This window comes from Vibrio sp. M260121, assembly GCF_036533715.1.
Taxonomy (GTDB): Bacteria; Pseudomonadota; Gammaproteobacteria; order Enterobacterales; family Vibrionaceae; genus Vibrio.
On the sequence record NZ_JATABF010000047.1, the window covers coordinates 25,499 to 41,121 of the forward strand.

Annotated in this window: 15 protein-coding genes and 1 pseudogene; 2 read left to right on the forward strand and 14 right to left on the reverse strand. The window is 44.3% G+C overall.

Annotated elements, in window-relative coordinates; translation table 11 throughout:
- Positions 1 to 101: 101 nt before the first annotated feature.
- The 9 genes from QTO06_RS20990 to rbsD all read right to left on the reverse strand — a co-directional run bounded on the left by QTO06_RS20990 (position 102) and on the right by rbsD (position 8,221).
- Positions 102 to 833, reverse strand: coding sequence for a nucleoside phosphorylase (locus tag QTO06_RS20990; protein ID WP_331409663.1), 732 nt, complete (start codon positions 831 to 833; stop codon positions 102 to 104).
- A 4-nt stretch (positions 834 to 837) separates the two neighbouring features.
- A complete protein-coding gene (gene pnuC, locus QTO06_RS20995; RefSeq protein WP_331409664.1) occupies positions 838 to 1,575 on the reverse strand; it encodes a nicotinamide riboside transporter PnuC in 738 nt (245 codons plus the stop codon).
- 157 nt (positions 1,576 to 1,732) lie between these two features.
- Positions 1,733 to 1,951, reverse strand: coding sequence for a hypothetical protein (locus QTO06_RS21000; RefSeq protein ID WP_331409667.1), 219 nt, complete (start codon positions 1,949 to 1,951; stop codon positions 1,733 to 1,735).
- 221 nt (positions 1,952 to 2,172) lie between these two features.
- On the reverse strand, positions 2,173 to 3,183 hold the full coding sequence (locus tag QTO06_RS21005; RefSeq protein ID WP_331409668.1) for a substrate-binding domain-containing protein: 1,011 nt from the start codon (positions 3,181 to 3,183) through the stop codon (positions 2,173 to 2,175).
- A 17-nt stretch (positions 3,184 to 3,200) separates the two neighbouring features.
- A complete protein-coding gene (gene rbsK, locus QTO06_RS21010) occupies positions 3,201 to 4,118 on the reverse strand; it encodes a ribokinase (protein WP_331409670.1) in 918 nt (305 codons plus the stop codon).
- Between the two features lie 203 nt (positions 4,119 to 4,321).
- Complete coding sequence (gene rbsB / locus QTO06_RS21015) at positions 4,322 to 5,200, reverse strand: ribose ABC transporter substrate-binding protein RbsB (protein WP_331409671.1); 879 nt, start codon at positions 5,198 to 5,200, stop codon at positions 4,322 to 4,324.
- Between the two features lie 91 nt (positions 5,201 to 5,291).
- Positions 5,292 to 6,275, reverse strand: a complete 984-nt coding sequence (gene rbsC / locus QTO06_RS21020; protein WP_005435746.1) for a ribose ABC transporter permease — start codon at positions 6,273 to 6,275, stop codon at positions 5,292 to 5,294.
- Positions 6,272 to 7,777, reverse strand: a complete 1,506-nt coding sequence (gene rbsA, locus QTO06_RS21025) for a ribose ABC transporter ATP-binding protein RbsA (protein WP_331409673.1) — start codon at positions 7,775 to 7,777, stop codon at positions 6,272 to 6,274. Before rbsA ends, rbsC begins: the two co-directional genes overlap by 4 nt.
- A gap of 24 nt (positions 7,778 to 7,801) precedes the next feature.
- A complete protein-coding gene (rbsD, locus tag QTO06_RS21030; RefSeq protein WP_331409674.1) occupies positions 7,802 to 8,221 on the reverse strand; it encodes a D-ribose pyranase in 420 nt (139 codons plus the stop codon).
- Positions 8,222 to 8,763: 542 nt separating this feature from the next.
- Between rbsD and QTO06_RS21035 the strand changes: the two genes are divergently transcribed.
- Positions 8,764 to 11,100, forward strand: coding sequence for an EAL domain-containing protein (locus QTO06_RS21035; RefSeq protein ID WP_331409675.1), 2,337 nt, complete (start codon positions 8,764 to 8,766; stop codon positions 11,098 to 11,100).
- Between the two features lie 114 nt (positions 11,101 to 11,214).
- Here the strand turns inward: QTO06_RS21035 and QTO06_RS21040 are convergent, their stop codons facing one another.
- The 5 genes and pseudogenes from QTO06_RS21040 to QTO06_RS21060 all read right to left on the reverse strand — a co-directional run bounded on the left by QTO06_RS21040 (position 11,215) and on the right by QTO06_RS21060 (position 14,251).
- Positions 11,215 to 11,970: a 5'-methylthioadenosine/adenosylhomocysteine nucleosidase gene (locus QTO06_RS21040; RefSeq protein ID WP_038895372.1), complete on the reverse strand. Its 756-nt coding sequence runs from the start codon at positions 11,968 to 11,970 to the stop codon at positions 11,215 to 11,217.
- A 136-nt stretch (positions 11,971 to 12,106) separates the two neighbouring features.
- Positions 12,107 to 12,280, reverse strand: a complete 174-nt coding sequence (locus QTO06_RS21045) for a hypothetical protein (protein WP_181137796.1) — start codon at positions 12,278 to 12,280, stop codon at positions 12,107 to 12,109.
- A 47-nt stretch (positions 12,281 to 12,327) separates the two neighbouring features.
- Positions 12,328 to 13,026 (reverse strand): aspartate/glutamate racemase family protein, encoded by a 699-nt coding sequence (locus tag QTO06_RS21050; RefSeq protein WP_331409677.1) that lies wholly within the window; start codon positions 13,024 to 13,026, stop codon positions 12,328 to 12,330.
- An 8-nt stretch (positions 13,027 to 13,034) separates the two neighbouring features.
- Entirely contained in the window at positions 13,035 to 13,652 is a 618-nt protein-coding gene (locus QTO06_RS21055; protein WP_009704131.1) for an NUDIX hydrolase, read from the reverse strand.
- 188 nt (positions 13,653 to 13,840) lie between these two features.
- Positions 13,841 to 14,251 (reverse strand): annotated as a pseudogene (locus QTO06_RS21060) (NUDIX hydrolase).
- A 574-nt stretch (positions 14,252 to 14,825) separates the two neighbouring features.
- Here QTO06_RS21060 and QTO06_RS21065 point away from each other — a divergent pair.
- The gene (locus QTO06_RS21065; RefSeq protein ID WP_331409678.1) at positions 14,826 to 15,470 is read left to right on the forward strand and encodes a murein L,D-transpeptidase catalytic domain family protein; all 645 of its coding nucleotides are present in this window, start codon (positions 14,826 to 14,828) and stop codon (positions 15,468 to 15,470) included.
- The last annotated feature ends 153 nt before the right edge of the window (positions 15,471 to 15,623 follow it).

A 15,623-nucleotide genomic window follows, 5' to 3' on the forward strand; every position in this document is an offset into this window, starting at 1 on the left:
ACAATCTCAAATAGATTGTACTCGCTTGAATCGTTTGATAACAGCCAATAAAAAAGCGACACCAAGGTGCCGCTTTAAAAATTAACTAAGCTGTGATCTGGTTAACTCTGTGCAATTAAGGCTTCAAGAGCAGCGTAAGACGCTAAACGCTCCCCTTCCATCATCACTTGCGCTTCGTCTACGTACTGCCCTACACCTTCTTTCACATCCTGCTGATACAAAACTACATTGTTCAGAATGGAGGCAACATTCAGACCACGCAAGCGACCGACAGTAAACAGAGCCGAGGTTTCCATATCCGCGCCGAGAATACCTTTCTTGTTCCAGTATTCGCAAATCGCTTCTTCGTCGTCGGTGTAGAAGCTGTCATGGGAGCGAACCACACCTAAATGATAGCGCGCCTCTTTTTCGGCTAAATAGTTGTCCAGCGCTTTCAGTAACGAGAAGCTTGCGTAAGCCGGATACGAAGAGCGAACGTATGCTTTCGAGCCTCCTTCGTCTCTGACCGCGCCTTCAGCCACTATCAACTCACCGAGTTGAATGCCTTTTTGCATTGCACCAGCCGACCCCACACGAATCACGTCTGTCACACCACACTGCTTTAGCTCTTCCACCGCAATGATCATAGATGGCGCGCCTATGCCTGTACTGCACACTGAGATGAGCTGACCTCGGTATGTGCCCGTAAACACTCGATACTCACGGTTTTCAGAGACCAGTTCTGCGTTATCAAACAATGTAGCAATACGGTTTGCTCGATCTGGCTCACCACAGACGATCACTCGAGGTGCTATTTGAGTACTGTCTACACCAATATGGGGTTGTTTCATCATTGGCTTAACCTTGAGCTGCCGCTTGAGTTAGGGGCTTCTCACCGTTGCGTTTTGCGCTACGTGCCCACTCTCTTGTACCGTTTGCTGCGATGAACATGAGAATCGCGTATTGAACCGACATTGCGTACACACCTTGTGTCGCGTAAATACCAACGCTGATGATGTTGATTACGACCCAAAGAATCCAGTTCTCAACGTACTTACGTGTCATCAAGATTTGCGCCACGATAGAAAGCACTGTAATGGTTGCATCCCAGAATGGGAAAGCATCTGGCTCTAAGACTGGCTCAGACAAACCTGCACCGAACACATTTAGCGTATCAACAGCAATGTTAGCCAACGCAAAGAAGAATGGGTCGATGTAAATCGTTAACATCGCAATCGCAACAATGCTTACTGAACCTGTCGCGATCAGCTTCTGTTTGCTTAGCCAACGCACCTCAAGTGTCTCACCTTGTGCATTTGGTCTTGTCCATGCATACCAGCCATAGATGTTGGCGCAGAAGAAGAACAGTTGAAGCAGAAGCAATCCGTAAAGCTGAATCTGGAAAAAGATAACGGCAAAAAGTGTTACGTTCAGCAGACCGAACAAGTAGTTAATGGTTTTTTCTTGGCTCGCAAACCAAATACAAAGCAGACCGAAAACCGTACCAAACGCTTCGATCCAGCTCATTGCATAGCCACCACCAATAGGAATGTTAACAAGGGTATTGTTGATGTCTAACAGGGCAAACAGGTCCATGAAGATGTCCTTTATTATTGTGCTTGGGATGCGCTCATCTTATTGCCTCGCAGCAAACAAAAAGGAGGACATTTGTCCTCCCTTTGATGTATCCGATCATAAATCAGATCAATAATTGTTTTAAAGTGCTTTGATGCCACTTGTAACCCTATGGCGTTTACGACTCATGCCCTAAATAGCGCTTTTTGAAAGATGACGCAGAGGCAAAAAATGCAGTTGCAATGAACGTAAAAGCGATGCCCGACAAATAGACGAATTCTTCGTTTGCGAGCAGTTCATAAACACTGACTACAAATACGAACAATACCAACATTACAGCGATACGATGAAACCACGGTCTCTTAGTTGAATACTGTGCGTATCTCTTAACAAACATAAAAATTTCCATTCACCATGATAATTTATAAATCCATTTATATACTCTTCTAATAATAAGCTTTCCTGTGAATTTCTACACGATATCTTTCACTTTACGCACAAAAAATCACACTTTGATGGGCTTATTATGTAAAAAGAAGGCATTCACTTTCTAAATCCATTCAGAAAGCTAACCATTATAAGTTTAGATAAATAGCTAATTGAGAGCGAATAACTTCTTTATTCGAAGAGGCACTTCACACTGTTACGCTCAACCAATGTTGGTTCAAGCTGTACAACCTGAGCTTCATCAGATTTATCATCCAATTTTCGCAATAATGTTTCGACTGCCGCCTGCCCTAGACGGTATTTCGGTTGATGAATTGTTGTCAGAGATGGAGACATAAATTTGGCGATATGGATGTCATCGTAGCCAATAATGGATAACTGCTCTGGAATTTTAATACCTAGCTCGTTAGCCGCGTTAATTGCGCCCATTGCCATCATGTCGTTGGAGACAAAAATCGAGCTTGGTAACGGGCCACGTTCCGCCATTTTCTTGAAGGCTTGATAACCACCTTCACATTCAAAGTCAGACTCAACAATCCAGTTTGCATTGAACTCAAGCTCAGCTTCAATCATCGCTCGCTTATAGCCTTCATAACGCATTTGCGCTTGGTGCTTAATTAATGGACCGGTGATACAGCCTACCTCTTTGTGGCCGCAATCGATAAGGTGTTTAGCTGCAAGATAACCACCACGAAGCGAGTTGTCTTGGATCTTGTCGCTGGTGAACAGCATAGGGCCCCAGTCCATCACTACAACCGGAATATCAGGGTAACGTTCGAATACATCAATGCGCTCCCCTTCTAACGATGAACACATCAAAATCAAACCATCAACACGCTTTTGCAACAACGTATTAATAGATTCACGCATGCGCTCGTTATCGCCTTCAGTGTTACACAGAATCAGGCTGTAGCCTTTATGGTAGCAACTGCGCTCAACACCTTTTACGACTTCACCGAAAAACGGGTTGGTTGAGGTGGTCACTAGCATACCAATGGTTTTGGTGCGATTGACTTTAAGACTACGCGCCAAAGCTGAAGGCGCGTAGTAATTGAGTTCTTTGGCAGCGTTGTTGACTCGTTCGGAGATCTCTTCGCTGACAAAGCGAGTTTTGTTAATAACATGGCTCACAGTTGAAGTGGAAACCCCTGCCAGTTTTGCGATGTCTTTCATCGTTGCCATGTTATCTCTCCTTTTGATTATTGTTGTTCAAGGAACTCCTCAACCTCTTTACGGGTTGGAATGGAGGTTTGCGCACCAAAGCGAGTTACTGAGATCGCTGCAGCTGCGTGGGCAAACTTAATCGCTGATTCTAAAGGTAAGTCTTCCAATAAACCAGTGACTAATGCCCCATTAAACGTATCGCCCGCCGCGGTGGTATCTGTTGCTTCTACGCGGAAGCCAGGAATGATTTCACCACGACCGTTTTGACTCAACCACACTCCTTTCGCACCGAGCGTGATCATTACAATTTCAATGCCTTTCGAATGCAGGATGTTTGCCGCTTCTTGTGCGCTATCATCGTCTGTTACCGTCACACCTGTGAGTACTTCCGCTTCCGTTTCATTTGGTGTGATGACATCAATACAAGACAGTAATTCATCTGACAGCTCGCGAGCTGGTGCAGGGTTAAGAATCACGTTGGTTTTGGCATCTTTCGCGATTCGCGCTGCTTTCTCGATACCGCACATTGGCGTTTCTAATTGCATCAATAAGTAATCTGCCTGACGAATGCGCTCCAAATCGGGTTCAATCGCTTCTGCGATAAGCTTCGCGTTCGCTTCTGCGGAGATACAAATGCTGTTCTCACCGCTGTCTGCTACTTGAATCATGGCAATGCCAGTTGGGCAATTAGGCTGCATCTTCACACCAGTGATGTCGATGCCATCCATTTTGAAGTTCTCACGAATATTGATGCCGAACGAATCGTCACCCACACACGCAATAAAACCGATGTCTGCGTTTAATCGAGCTGCTGCAACAGCTTGGTTGGCACCCTTGCCACCTGGGATAACTTGATAGTTGCGACCATGTAGCGTCTCGCCAGGGCGAGGGAAAGAAGGCACTTGAAGAACATGGTCAGCGTTTACACTACCTAACACCACTAACTTATTCATACGGTTATCCTCGGTTCTTAATGAACCCTTTAATTTGAACAGGAGTAATAAGTTTACGCTCTTTGAAAAAACGTAAGCGTATTACGATTCAGCGAGATTTAATTTTCTAACTTACAGATTTCGTTGTTTGGAATGACCCAACACAATCATTGAGTCATTCCGTTATCTTCAACAAAGAAGAGTCACTGAGTCGAGCACTAAACTTACTTAGTCACGACTTTAAGCGGAACAGGAATGTACTCCTCAACCTTCTCGCCTTTCAATACTTTCGCTGCAGTTTCTACACCAAGCGCACCAATTAGATCTGGTTGCTGTGCAATAGTTGCAGCTAACTTGCCACGGTTAACTGCTGCGATGCCATCTTCAGTGCCGTCGAAACCAACAATCAGCACATCTTTACCTGATGCTTGAACTGCGCGAAGCGCACCCAATGCCATCTCATCGTTTTGAGCAAATACCGCTTGAACGTCTGGGTTCGCTGCAAGCAAGTTTTCCATTACGTTCAGACCTTTAGTACGGTCAAAATCAGCAGGTTGGCTTGCTAGTAGCTCCATGTTGCTGCCCTTAACTGCTGTCATGAAACCTTCACCACGCTCACGCGCCGCAGACGTACCTGCAATACCCTCTAGTTGGATAACTTTCGCTTTCTCACCTACTTTCTCCATGATGTAGTGGCCAGCCATTTCACCACCAACTACGTTGTCAGAAGCGATGTGGCTCACTACGTCACCACGGCTTGCACCACGGTCTAGCGTCAACACAGGGATCTTAGAACGGTTCGCCATACGAATCGCGTTTGACACAGCGTCTGAATCTGTTGGGTTAATCAGAATCGCTTTTACGCCACGAATCGTTAGGTCTTCGATGTTTGATAGTTCTTTACTCGGGTCATTTTGCGAGTCCAGTACAATCAAGTCGTATCCCAGTTCTTTCGCTTTTGCTTCTGCACCGTCTTTCATCGTTACGAAGAACGGGTTATTCAGCGTAGAAACAACAATCGCCATGGTATCTTGAGCTTGCGCCGCTACCGATACGGTTGAAGAAAGAAGTGCAGCAGAGATAAGAGTTGCGAGTTTTTTCATCGTTCTAGTCCTTTGTGTAGGGTGAGCCAGCACACGTCCTCTGGCTCGGTTTGTATTCAGGATTTAGCTTTAATGTATTAGTTGTTATGGATTACTTGTTTTTGTTGTCTACCAGTACCGCTAGCAAAATAACCACTGCTTTCGCAATCATTTGGTAGTAAGAAGAAACATCGAGTAGGTTCAGCGCATTGTTCAAGAAGCCGATGATTAAAGCACCAATCAAGGTACCCATGATGCGACCTTTACCGCCCATCAAGCTAGTACCGCCAAGAACAACCGCTGCGATAGCGTCTAGCTCGTAGCCCATACCTGCAGTTGGCTGTGCTGAAGACAGACGAGACGTCACGATAATGCCCGCAAGCGCTGCCAACATACCGCAAATTGCGTATACACCAATTTTCACACGGTCAACATTGATACCAGAAAGGCGCGTTGCGGATTCGTTGCCACCAAGTGCGTACACATAGCGACCAAAGCGAGTATGGTTTAGTAGATACCATGCCGCAGCAAAGACAATCACCATCAACCAAACTGGTACTGGAATACCAAGTGCGTAACCTGTACCGAACCATGCAAATGCATCTGCTGTGTCGGTAAAGCCTGTTGAGATAGGTCGACCGTCTGTGTAAACCATGGTTACACCGCGTAGTAACGTCATAGTAACCAGTGTTGCGATAAAGGCTTGCACCTTACCTTTGGCAATAATGATTCCGCTGATCGCTCCTAGAGCTGCACCAGCGAACAATGCTGTTGGAACCGCAATAAGCACCGGCACTTCTAACGCAATCATGCTCGCGGCAAACGCACCACATAACGCGAGTACAGAACCAACACTTAGGTCGATGCCTGCAGTCAAGATAACCAACGTCATACCTACTGCAATGATTGCGTTAACTGAGGTTTGACGAAGAATATTAAGAATGTTGTCTACCGTAAAAAAGTTCGGGTTCAAGAATGACACAACAACAATCAAGAAAATCAGTGCAATCAGTGACTTTTGCTCAATCAGCCACTCTTTGGTGAACAACTTTTTGCTGTTCGCTTCGGTTGGTTTGCTCATGGTCTTAGTACTCATGCTGCTTCCTCATTGATCTTTCTGCCTACGGCACAAGCGAGTAGTGTTTCTTGGTCGGCATCTTTCGCATCGAATTCGCCAGTAATACGACCTTCGTGCATCACCATGATGCGGTCACTCATGCCTAGCACTTCAGGCATCTCAGAAGAAACTAAGATGATGCTCATGCCATCGGCTTTAAATTTGTTGATTAGCTGGTAGATTTCTTTCTTTGCGCCTACATCGACACCGCGAGTTGGCTCATCCAGAATCAGAACTTTAGGTTTGGTCATCAACCCTTTTGCGATTGCTACTTTCTGCTGGTTACCACCAGAAAGGTTGCCAATGATTTGGTCTCGAGTCGGCGTTTTGATGTTGAAAAGCTTGATGAAGTCCTCCACCGCCACGACTTCTTCGCCGTGTTGGATTTGGAAGCCTTTGGTGAGTTTATCCAGTGCACACAGGGACATGTTCTCCTTCACGGATAACCCCAGCACCAAGCCATCGCCTTTACGATCTTCAGAGATGTAAGCAATGCCATTCGCCAAACCATCTTGTGGGCTAACAGGATTAATGGTCTTGTTGTCTAAGTTGATGACGCCACGCTCACTTGGTAACGCGCCGTAAATCACCTTCATCAATTCAGTACGCCCTGCGCCCATCAAGCCCGATACGCCAAGGATCTCACCGCGTTGAAGTGTGAAGTTAATGTCATGAACGCCCGAGCCCGTCAAACCAATCACTTCAAGACAAACATCACCATGCGTCACATCGATACGTGGATATTGTTCTTCCAACTTACGACCAACCATCATTTCGATGAGTCCATCTTCGTTGGTGTCTTTAACTTGGCATTCGCCGATGAACTTACCGTCACGTAACACAGTAATGTCATCACAGATTTCGAAGATTTCTTTCAGACGGTGTGAGATGTAAACGATGCCGCAACCTTGGTCGCGAAGTTCGTTAATCACTTTAAACAGCGATTCCGTCTCTTTGTCAGTCAACGCATCCGTTGGTTCATCCATGATGATGACTTTGGATTCGAAAGACAGCGCTTTGGCAATCTCCACCATTTGCTGCTCACCAAGACTTAAATCACCAAGCAATGTTTTTGAAGAGTGCTTTACGTTAAGGCGTTGAAGCAACTTATCTGCTTCTTCGTACATTCTGCTCCACTGAATACGTCCCATCGTGCCGGTAAATTCACGACCTAAATAGATGTTTTCAGCAATCGTCAGTTCCGGGATCAAGTTCAATTCTTGGTGAATGATACTGATGCCCGCTTCTTGAGAATCACGCGGACCTTTAAACGCCGCTGGCTGACCTTGATATTTGATGCTTCCTGCATCCATGTGGTAGATGCCTGTAAGCACTTTCATCAAGGTCGACTTACCTGCCCCGTTCTCGCCCATCAGCGCCATCACTCGACCCGGGTATACATTAAGGCTGGCTTTATCCAACGCCTTAACACCCGGGAACGCTTTCTCGATGTCGCTTAGTTGTAGAATGGCTTGAGTCATAATTTGTCCTCAATTAATTGTGGCTTAAAACACCACGCCGGCTTGGAAAATCACGTTCGCGTAAGGTGTGCACTCGCCTGTTCTAACAACAGCGCGGCTTTGTTCTGTGCGAGCTTTAAAATCTTCATGCGATATATAGTTGATCGCGATTTGCTTGCCTGTTTGCTCACTTTCTTTGGTTAACTCCGTGATTAAAGCATCATGGTGAACTGGGCTAACTTTGGCGAATTCTTCAGCAATAATGACCCCTTCTATTTGGGACTCAGACAGAATCACGCAGACGGTATCAAGAAAGCCAGGCACACCATGTGTCAACGCTAAATCAATGCGCTGTACATGATCAGGAATTGGCAAGCCCGCGTCACAAATGGTGATTTCGTCGGTATGACCCAGCGTCGCCACCAAGTAAGAAATTTCTGAGTTAATTAGGGTACTTTTTTTCATCTCATCGACCTTTCGGTTACACGTTCATACAACTGTGAGTGTCTAACTTGGATTAATTTCTATATTGACAAAACACCCATCGAAACGTTTCGATGCAATAATAGAACGCCAAAAAGAATTGACCAGTCACAGATCAACAAGGTGTGAGAATGATCCTTAATTGAGAGCTAACTGATTAAGAAAAAGATATTGGGGTCACACTTCGCCATCGAAACGTTTCGATGACATTTACTACACGGAGAGAAATTACCTTTCCCTTCTTTATAAACCTGAATTCATAAACCGAACAAATGAGTAAGCGTGTTTTGGAACAGAATAATCTGTTCAATTTATGAGACGGTGGTACCTGAGAACATGAAAAAACCTCACACGACATCACAAATATCGGAAACCTCACTGACTTTCGAAAAACACACCTTTACAATTTCTCCCGAATACAAGGAAAGTATCATCATCCGTTCGATACCTTAGGTGAGAACCAACTGGTAAAAACCATTAGGTTAGAGGCGTTTGTAGGGACACAAACGGAAAGTAAGAAATACATGAAATTAAGCAACAGAGTCGTTTTGCTTGTCGCCCCTGTCATTCTAATTAGCGCGCTGGTGTCGAGTTACATCATCTATAGCATTCAAAAAGTCACGCTAATCAAAAGGGAAGACAGCTATATCCAGCTGCAAATGGAAAAGCTCGCAGGGCAATTTCGTCAGGCCAATATCTTCCTCAACAGTTACGCCTATACCCTAGGGAAAAGTGAAGTTTTACAGGATTACTTCGTTAATCACGAAGACCCATATAGGGAACGTCAGCTATTCAACCGATTGGATGAAACAGTGGAAGTGCTTAGCCATGGTTATAATGGCGACGCGAACATGGCAATACTGGATGGCGACCAACAGCTCCTCTATTACACCGAGAATCAATTTTATGAGTCCAACGGCAGCGTCGATCCTAAGATTCTCGAATACGTAGAAAAGAGTTATGCCCAACGCGGTAAAACCAGCCATACAGGCTTTATTTACAACTCAAGTGGACAAAGCATTCTGCTGCAATACGAACTGTTCGATAAGCGAACGGGCGAGCACCCACCCAGCTTTGACCCGCACAACGCATTCTTTGTTGTCGTCTCCGTCTCTCTCGAAGCTTTTAATGACATCAAACACGAAATCGAATTTGATACCCACAGTGTCATCACATTTTCTGACAAACCGATTCACCTGGACATCCCCCTAGCCCAAACCATTGAACTCTTACCCCATTTCCACGCAATTTTGTCACCGGCCGAATATTTAATGTGGAATAAGGTCGATAAGGTTTGGTTGGAGCTGGCTCTTTCGTTTGGTATAGCGTCGTTTTGTACCATCACTTTGATTGTCTTAGTCTTGTATCGTTACGTGCTCAGCCCGGTATCGAAACTAGACAAACAACTGCGTGAGATAGAAGCAAACAAGCGCACTAACATTGAAAAGCTAAACAGTGACGATGAAATTGGTCGCCTCTCTTCGCGCTTCTTCGACATGTATGAAGAACTCAATAACATCTATCATAAAACCAAGCACTTAGCGGAAACAGACCACCTAACTCAACTCGCGAACCGTCACCGTTTTCATGAATTGGCGACTCGTGAGTTAGCCGATCCCTCTGAGCAACTTTGGGTTGTTTACATCGACCTAGATAACTTCAAGTACGTGAACGACAAATACGGCCACGAATTGGGTGACAAGCTATTGCAAGTCTTCTCTCGCCATATAAAAAATGTCTGCCAGAAGTTTACCCAACAACACAACAGCCCTTGCTTTGGCGCTCGCTTGTCTGGCGATGAGTTTGCCATCCTACTGAGTACAAACCAAAAGAAAGCTGACATACCAGATATGTTCGCTTCAGAGTTGCTCAAACCCATCCACAACTTGAGCCAATCTTCGACAAATTCATTTCCAGTGACGGCAAGCGTTGGTATTGCTCAATATCCAAGAGATGGCGCTGATATTGCCAAGTTGCTTTCAAGTGCGGATGCGGCGATGTACCAAGCAAAACGCGGCGGCAAAAACCAATACGCCTACTATTCCGCGGCGCTCAATATTGAAGCTCAACGCCGTAGCCAGATCGAACGTGCTTTGCGTAAAGCCAATGTGGAAGACGAGTTCCATTTGGTTTTCCAGCCATACATGAACAGTCACGCCAATGAAATCGAGGGGCTGGAGGTTCTCTTACGTTGGGAAGCGGAAGGAATTGGGCCGATTCCACCGAAGGAATTCATCCCTATTGCGGAACAAACCGGGTTGTTCGAGAAAATCGACCGCTGGGTGTTTGCTAACGCAATGGAAGAGTACCACCAGCTTAAGAGTATTTTTGGCAAGGACATCATTTTATCCATCAACCTATCATCTGCAGAGTTGAACTCCCTCTCCATGGCTGAGTTCATCCACGACAAAGCGAAGCAAAATGGTGTACCCCCTCACTGTATCGAGTTGGAAATCACAGAAACCTTCTCCGCTGACCAGCAAGGTACTGCCCTGCTCGATGAACTAGCACAACTCGGCTATAAACTGGCAATAGATGACTTTGGCTCAGGCTATACCTCATTAACACAATTGGTTCAGTACCCTGTTCAGAAAATCAAATTCGACCGAGAATTTCTGCTCACCTTGATGAATACTGACAACGGCCACGTCATCAAACCAATCATTGAACTGTGCCATGCGCAAAATAAAAAGGTAACGGCAGAAGGGATTGAGCATAATGTGATGCACGAGTGGCTATCTTCGTATCGTTGTGACTTCATGCAAGGCTACTTGTTTGGTAAGCCCATGAACAAAGAGCAGCTTGATCAATGGTGGAAATCGGCTAACGACCAACCTTTCACCCGTTCTGATATTGCGTAACTTAACGGCTTATATCGTTCATTACAGAGCAATTGAAACCCAACAAAAAAAGCAGCACCGCGTGTGCTGCTTTTTCGTATTCTCAAAAGACAATTTAATCTAGTGAACGTTTTCTCACATGCGCTTTAGCATATTAAGGGTAATGTTCGCTGAGTTGTCGGCCGTTGCTTTTTTAAGATCTGAGTAGACAACATCTGCCGAACCATCCGCTTTATCTGAAATCGTACGGATAACCACGTAAGGTACTTTGAACGCATCAGCTACTTGGCCTAATGCTGCGCCTTCCATTTCCACAGCCATTGCATTGTATTCTTGGTAGATGCCAGTCACTTTCACTTTGCTTGCAATGAACTGGTCACCAGATGCGATAACGCCACGGTAAACACTCTCTTTGCCAAGCGTATCAACGGCTGCATCAAATGCGTATTTTTGCAGTGCTTTATCTGCGTAAAAGTAACGCTCTTCGTAATCAGGCAGTAGACCTTTCGGCATATTGAATGCGGTTAGATCGACATCATGTTGAACCAAACGCGTAGAAACCACGACATCCAACGGGTCCAATTTAGGGTCGCTAGCACCAGCAATACCCGTGAAGATCAGTTGGTCAACACCGAAAGATTCAATCAGAAGAGTGGTCGTCATTGCCGCATTGACCTTACCTACGCCAGATTTCGTCACGACAACGGTTTTGCCCTCTAACTCACCCGTGTAAAAGCGATGGCTACCAATTTTCTTTACTTGTTGGTTTTGGATTTTTGGTAATAGCGCTTCAACTTCGACATCCATCGCACCGACAATACCGATGGTCGAACCTGCAACGGAAGGAAGTGAGTACGCAGCAAGCATTAGAGCAAGAGATTTCTTCAACATGGGAATCCTGAAATGTAATACGCGCCACCAAAGTGTGACGCGACGCAAATTATACAATACATTCCCAATGGAGCAATCGTTTGCATCAATCAACTAATACTGATTGATTAAGAAATTCTCAATTAATGAGAACGACTTAGCCATTTTTACTTTTCAAAGGAGAAACCACACGATCTTTAACCCGGATCGTTGGCATAAAATAATCGCAAGCTGCACGGTTGGCATCTGTTGGATGCCCCCAAGCGCCGCAAATATCAGCGCTGCTCTTCTGCCTTGTAAACTGGCGACATTGTCCGCATCGATAATTCATAACTCTTCCTTGAGTGATTTAATCCTGTCGATCAACTCTGTAAAGAATTACGCTTCATTCAACGCAGCTTCCACCGCGGCCTTAGCGTGAATCTCTGTTGTATCGTAAAGCTTCACTTCTGTGTGCTGAGGTTCAACTAACATCGCAATCTCAGTACAACCAAGAATGACCGCTTCAGCGCCTTCTTCAACTAACTTATCGATAATAGCGAGGTACTGTTGACGAGAGTCCTCACGCACTTCTCCTTTGCACAGCTCGTTATAGATAACCTCATGGACAATCGTTTGGTCATCTGAACTCGGTACGACGACATCAACACCAAATTTATCGATGAGTCGCTGCTTATAGAAGTCTTGCTCCATGGTAAAACGCGTACCAAGCAAACCAACCTTCTTGATACCATCCACCACCAGCTTTTCGGCGGTCGCATCTGCAATATGGACAAGCGGTACATTGACAGCTTGCTGAATTTGGTCCGCGACTTTATGCATGGTATTAGTACAAATCAGAATGAAGTCCGCACCGCCTGCTTCCACCGATTTTGCAGCTTGAGAGAGAATCGTGGCCGTGTCTTCCCATCGACCTTGGTGTTGAAGTGTTTCAATTTCGGCGAAATCGACACTGTACAGACAGACTTTTCCTGAATGTAAACCACCTAAACGCGCTTTCACTTCACGGTTAATGATCTGGTAATAGTTCGCGGTGGACTCCCATGACATACCACCAATTAGACCTATCGTTTTCATTTTCTTCCTTAATCGACGTGTACTTGAAAATCTTCACTGTAAAAAGCATCGAAGACCATTTCAATATCTCTTGGTAAAACTCGGCTCTGTGAAAGTGGTGGAATCTTATGCTGCGCGAAGAAGTCGATTTCCGAAACTTCAATGTTCTCTTTAGGCTCACCAGAAACGTATTCACACAAAAAGAACATCTTATAGATGTGGAATGGGTAAGGCGGCTGATAGTCATGCATCGCTCTGTCACGAATCGCAATTAGTTTCGGTTTAGCAACTACGAGGCCAGACTCCTCCAACACTTCGCGTACCACCCCACTACTTGGCGTTTCACACACGTCAGCCCAACCACCAGGCAAAGTCCACCCTCCGTCTTCGCGCTCTCTTACGAGAAGAATCTTGCCATCTTTTATCACCCCAGCACGTAGGTCGACTTTGGGCGTAGGATAACCCGTTTCAGGGATAAACAAGTTTTGAATATCGGCAACTGACTTATCGCTGATGTCAGCAAACATCTGATGAGCGATGTCTTCGACCATTTTGAATCGTTCTAGATCGTAAGCATCTTTACTGTATGCTTCCCCTGCTTGAGCAATCGCTTGGAGCTGCTTTGCCCAATCTAACCACTTCGACATACACTTCCCTTTTTCAACTTACCTTTGCAGAAACTAGCATAACCAACTGAAAGCAAAGTTTATTTTTGATCAAGTTTTCGCAAAATATTTATCCACTATATTTTGTTCACAAGATAATTCGAATATTTTCGATATTTACAATTCAATCAAAAATATTATTACTCGTCACAAATATTATTTATGGAACTTCATTTGTTAAACACAGTTCTTAGCGCTGTATTTAATCGAAGATATTCACTTAATGCGACGCGATCGACTTCCGTCGAGACTGGTGCATTTATTATTGGATACCAGTTAACAGATTCCGCTTCTAAGCTCTGAATATCACCTTACCAATTGGTCACCACATAATAGTGAATCAATTGCAGTTCTGTAGTTGGGTGATATAAAGAACGTAAATAACCAAATTGAAGTGGCTTGATATTGAGCTCTTCTTCCAATTCTCTAAACAACGTTTGTTGTTGGGTTTCGTTAAACGCCATATGACCGCCGGGTATTGCTATTGCCCCAGGGTCAGATTCCTTGTCCTTCGCTCTAGTTTCTAGCAACACTTGATCGCCCTTAACTAAGATAAATGAGATACACTCATGAACTTCCATCTTCATCGCCCTTTGATAACAGTTTTATAGCAAACTAACATAAATCATTTCGATGATGTGAACAGCAATAGTCAATAAATTGACCACATACAACAACCTAGCTGAACGTTTAGTTGAATATGCAGAATTAGGTATTCGCTTAATCTATCAATTGTCTGTAGCCGGGCAATGATTTGTTACGACTAGGATCACAGTCTAAAAAATTTTTGCACAATTCTAAGTATGAAATAAATACATTGAATTCAAACGGTATTTTTATTTCATTCATAATTAAACGATGTTTTATTAGCACCACTGCTTAGTAAATCACGGTAAACACAGTTTTATTAATTACCTAAATCGGCTAGTATTTGTCTTGAAGATTTTTAAAGTCATCGATTAACCTCTCAATGTTGATTAATTTCAGCGAGTTAGTTGGCGGAACTCTACCAAATACCAAAAAGGGTTCGGTAATACGTGTCACTACGCATAATAGGAAACGTTGGGAATAGAATTAAATTGATGTGCATGCTGTATTAACGACTGCAAGACGCAATCGCTGAATTTGCTACACCAAGAGTTTTATTTAGTACAAATGAAAAAGCTATTTTTATTATTGATATGGACATCGCTTACAGTTTCACCTTTTGCCTTTGCTCACCACTCTTCAGCAAAAGCAACGGAAACTAAAGCTACGAAGCAACTTGTTGAAAAGACATTTAAAGAAGCCAACTTGGAAGGAGTCATCGACTTCAGTCTATTCAACGACGCATTTTTAGCTTACAAAAAAGCACATGACCGCAAAAAGCCTGTATTAACCATCATCGACTACAGCAAACCCTCTACTGAGAAACGCTTTTATGTGGTCGATTTAGATAAGAAAAAACTAATATTTAATACCTATGTTTCTCACGGAGTAAATAGCGGCAAAAAGACTGCGACAAAGTTTTCTAACGTAGTGGACTCTCGTAAGACTTCTTTAGGTACGTTCCTAACAGATACCACTTACTATGGTTCTAACGGATACTCACTGCGACTCGATGGATTAACATCTGGCGTTAATGATAAGGCACGTGAGCGTTACATCGTGGTTCATGGCGCAGACTATGCAAACCCCTCTTTTATCAAGAAGAATGGCTATCTTGGCCGCAGTTGGGGTTGCCCAGCACTGCCGCAAAAGTTATCGAGAGAAATCATTGATACCATTAAAGGTGGAAGCGTTATCTACGCAAGTGCTTAACGCCGCTTTTACCAAGTTCAAAAAGGGAGCAGATTTGCCTGTCTCTTGATCACAAGTCTAGTGATCAAGAGACATTGCGAGCTCGTAGCCTTCAAGGATGGTTTGCAGTTTAAACCATCCTTCCCAAAGTGCCTTTATTGAAGCTCTGCCCGT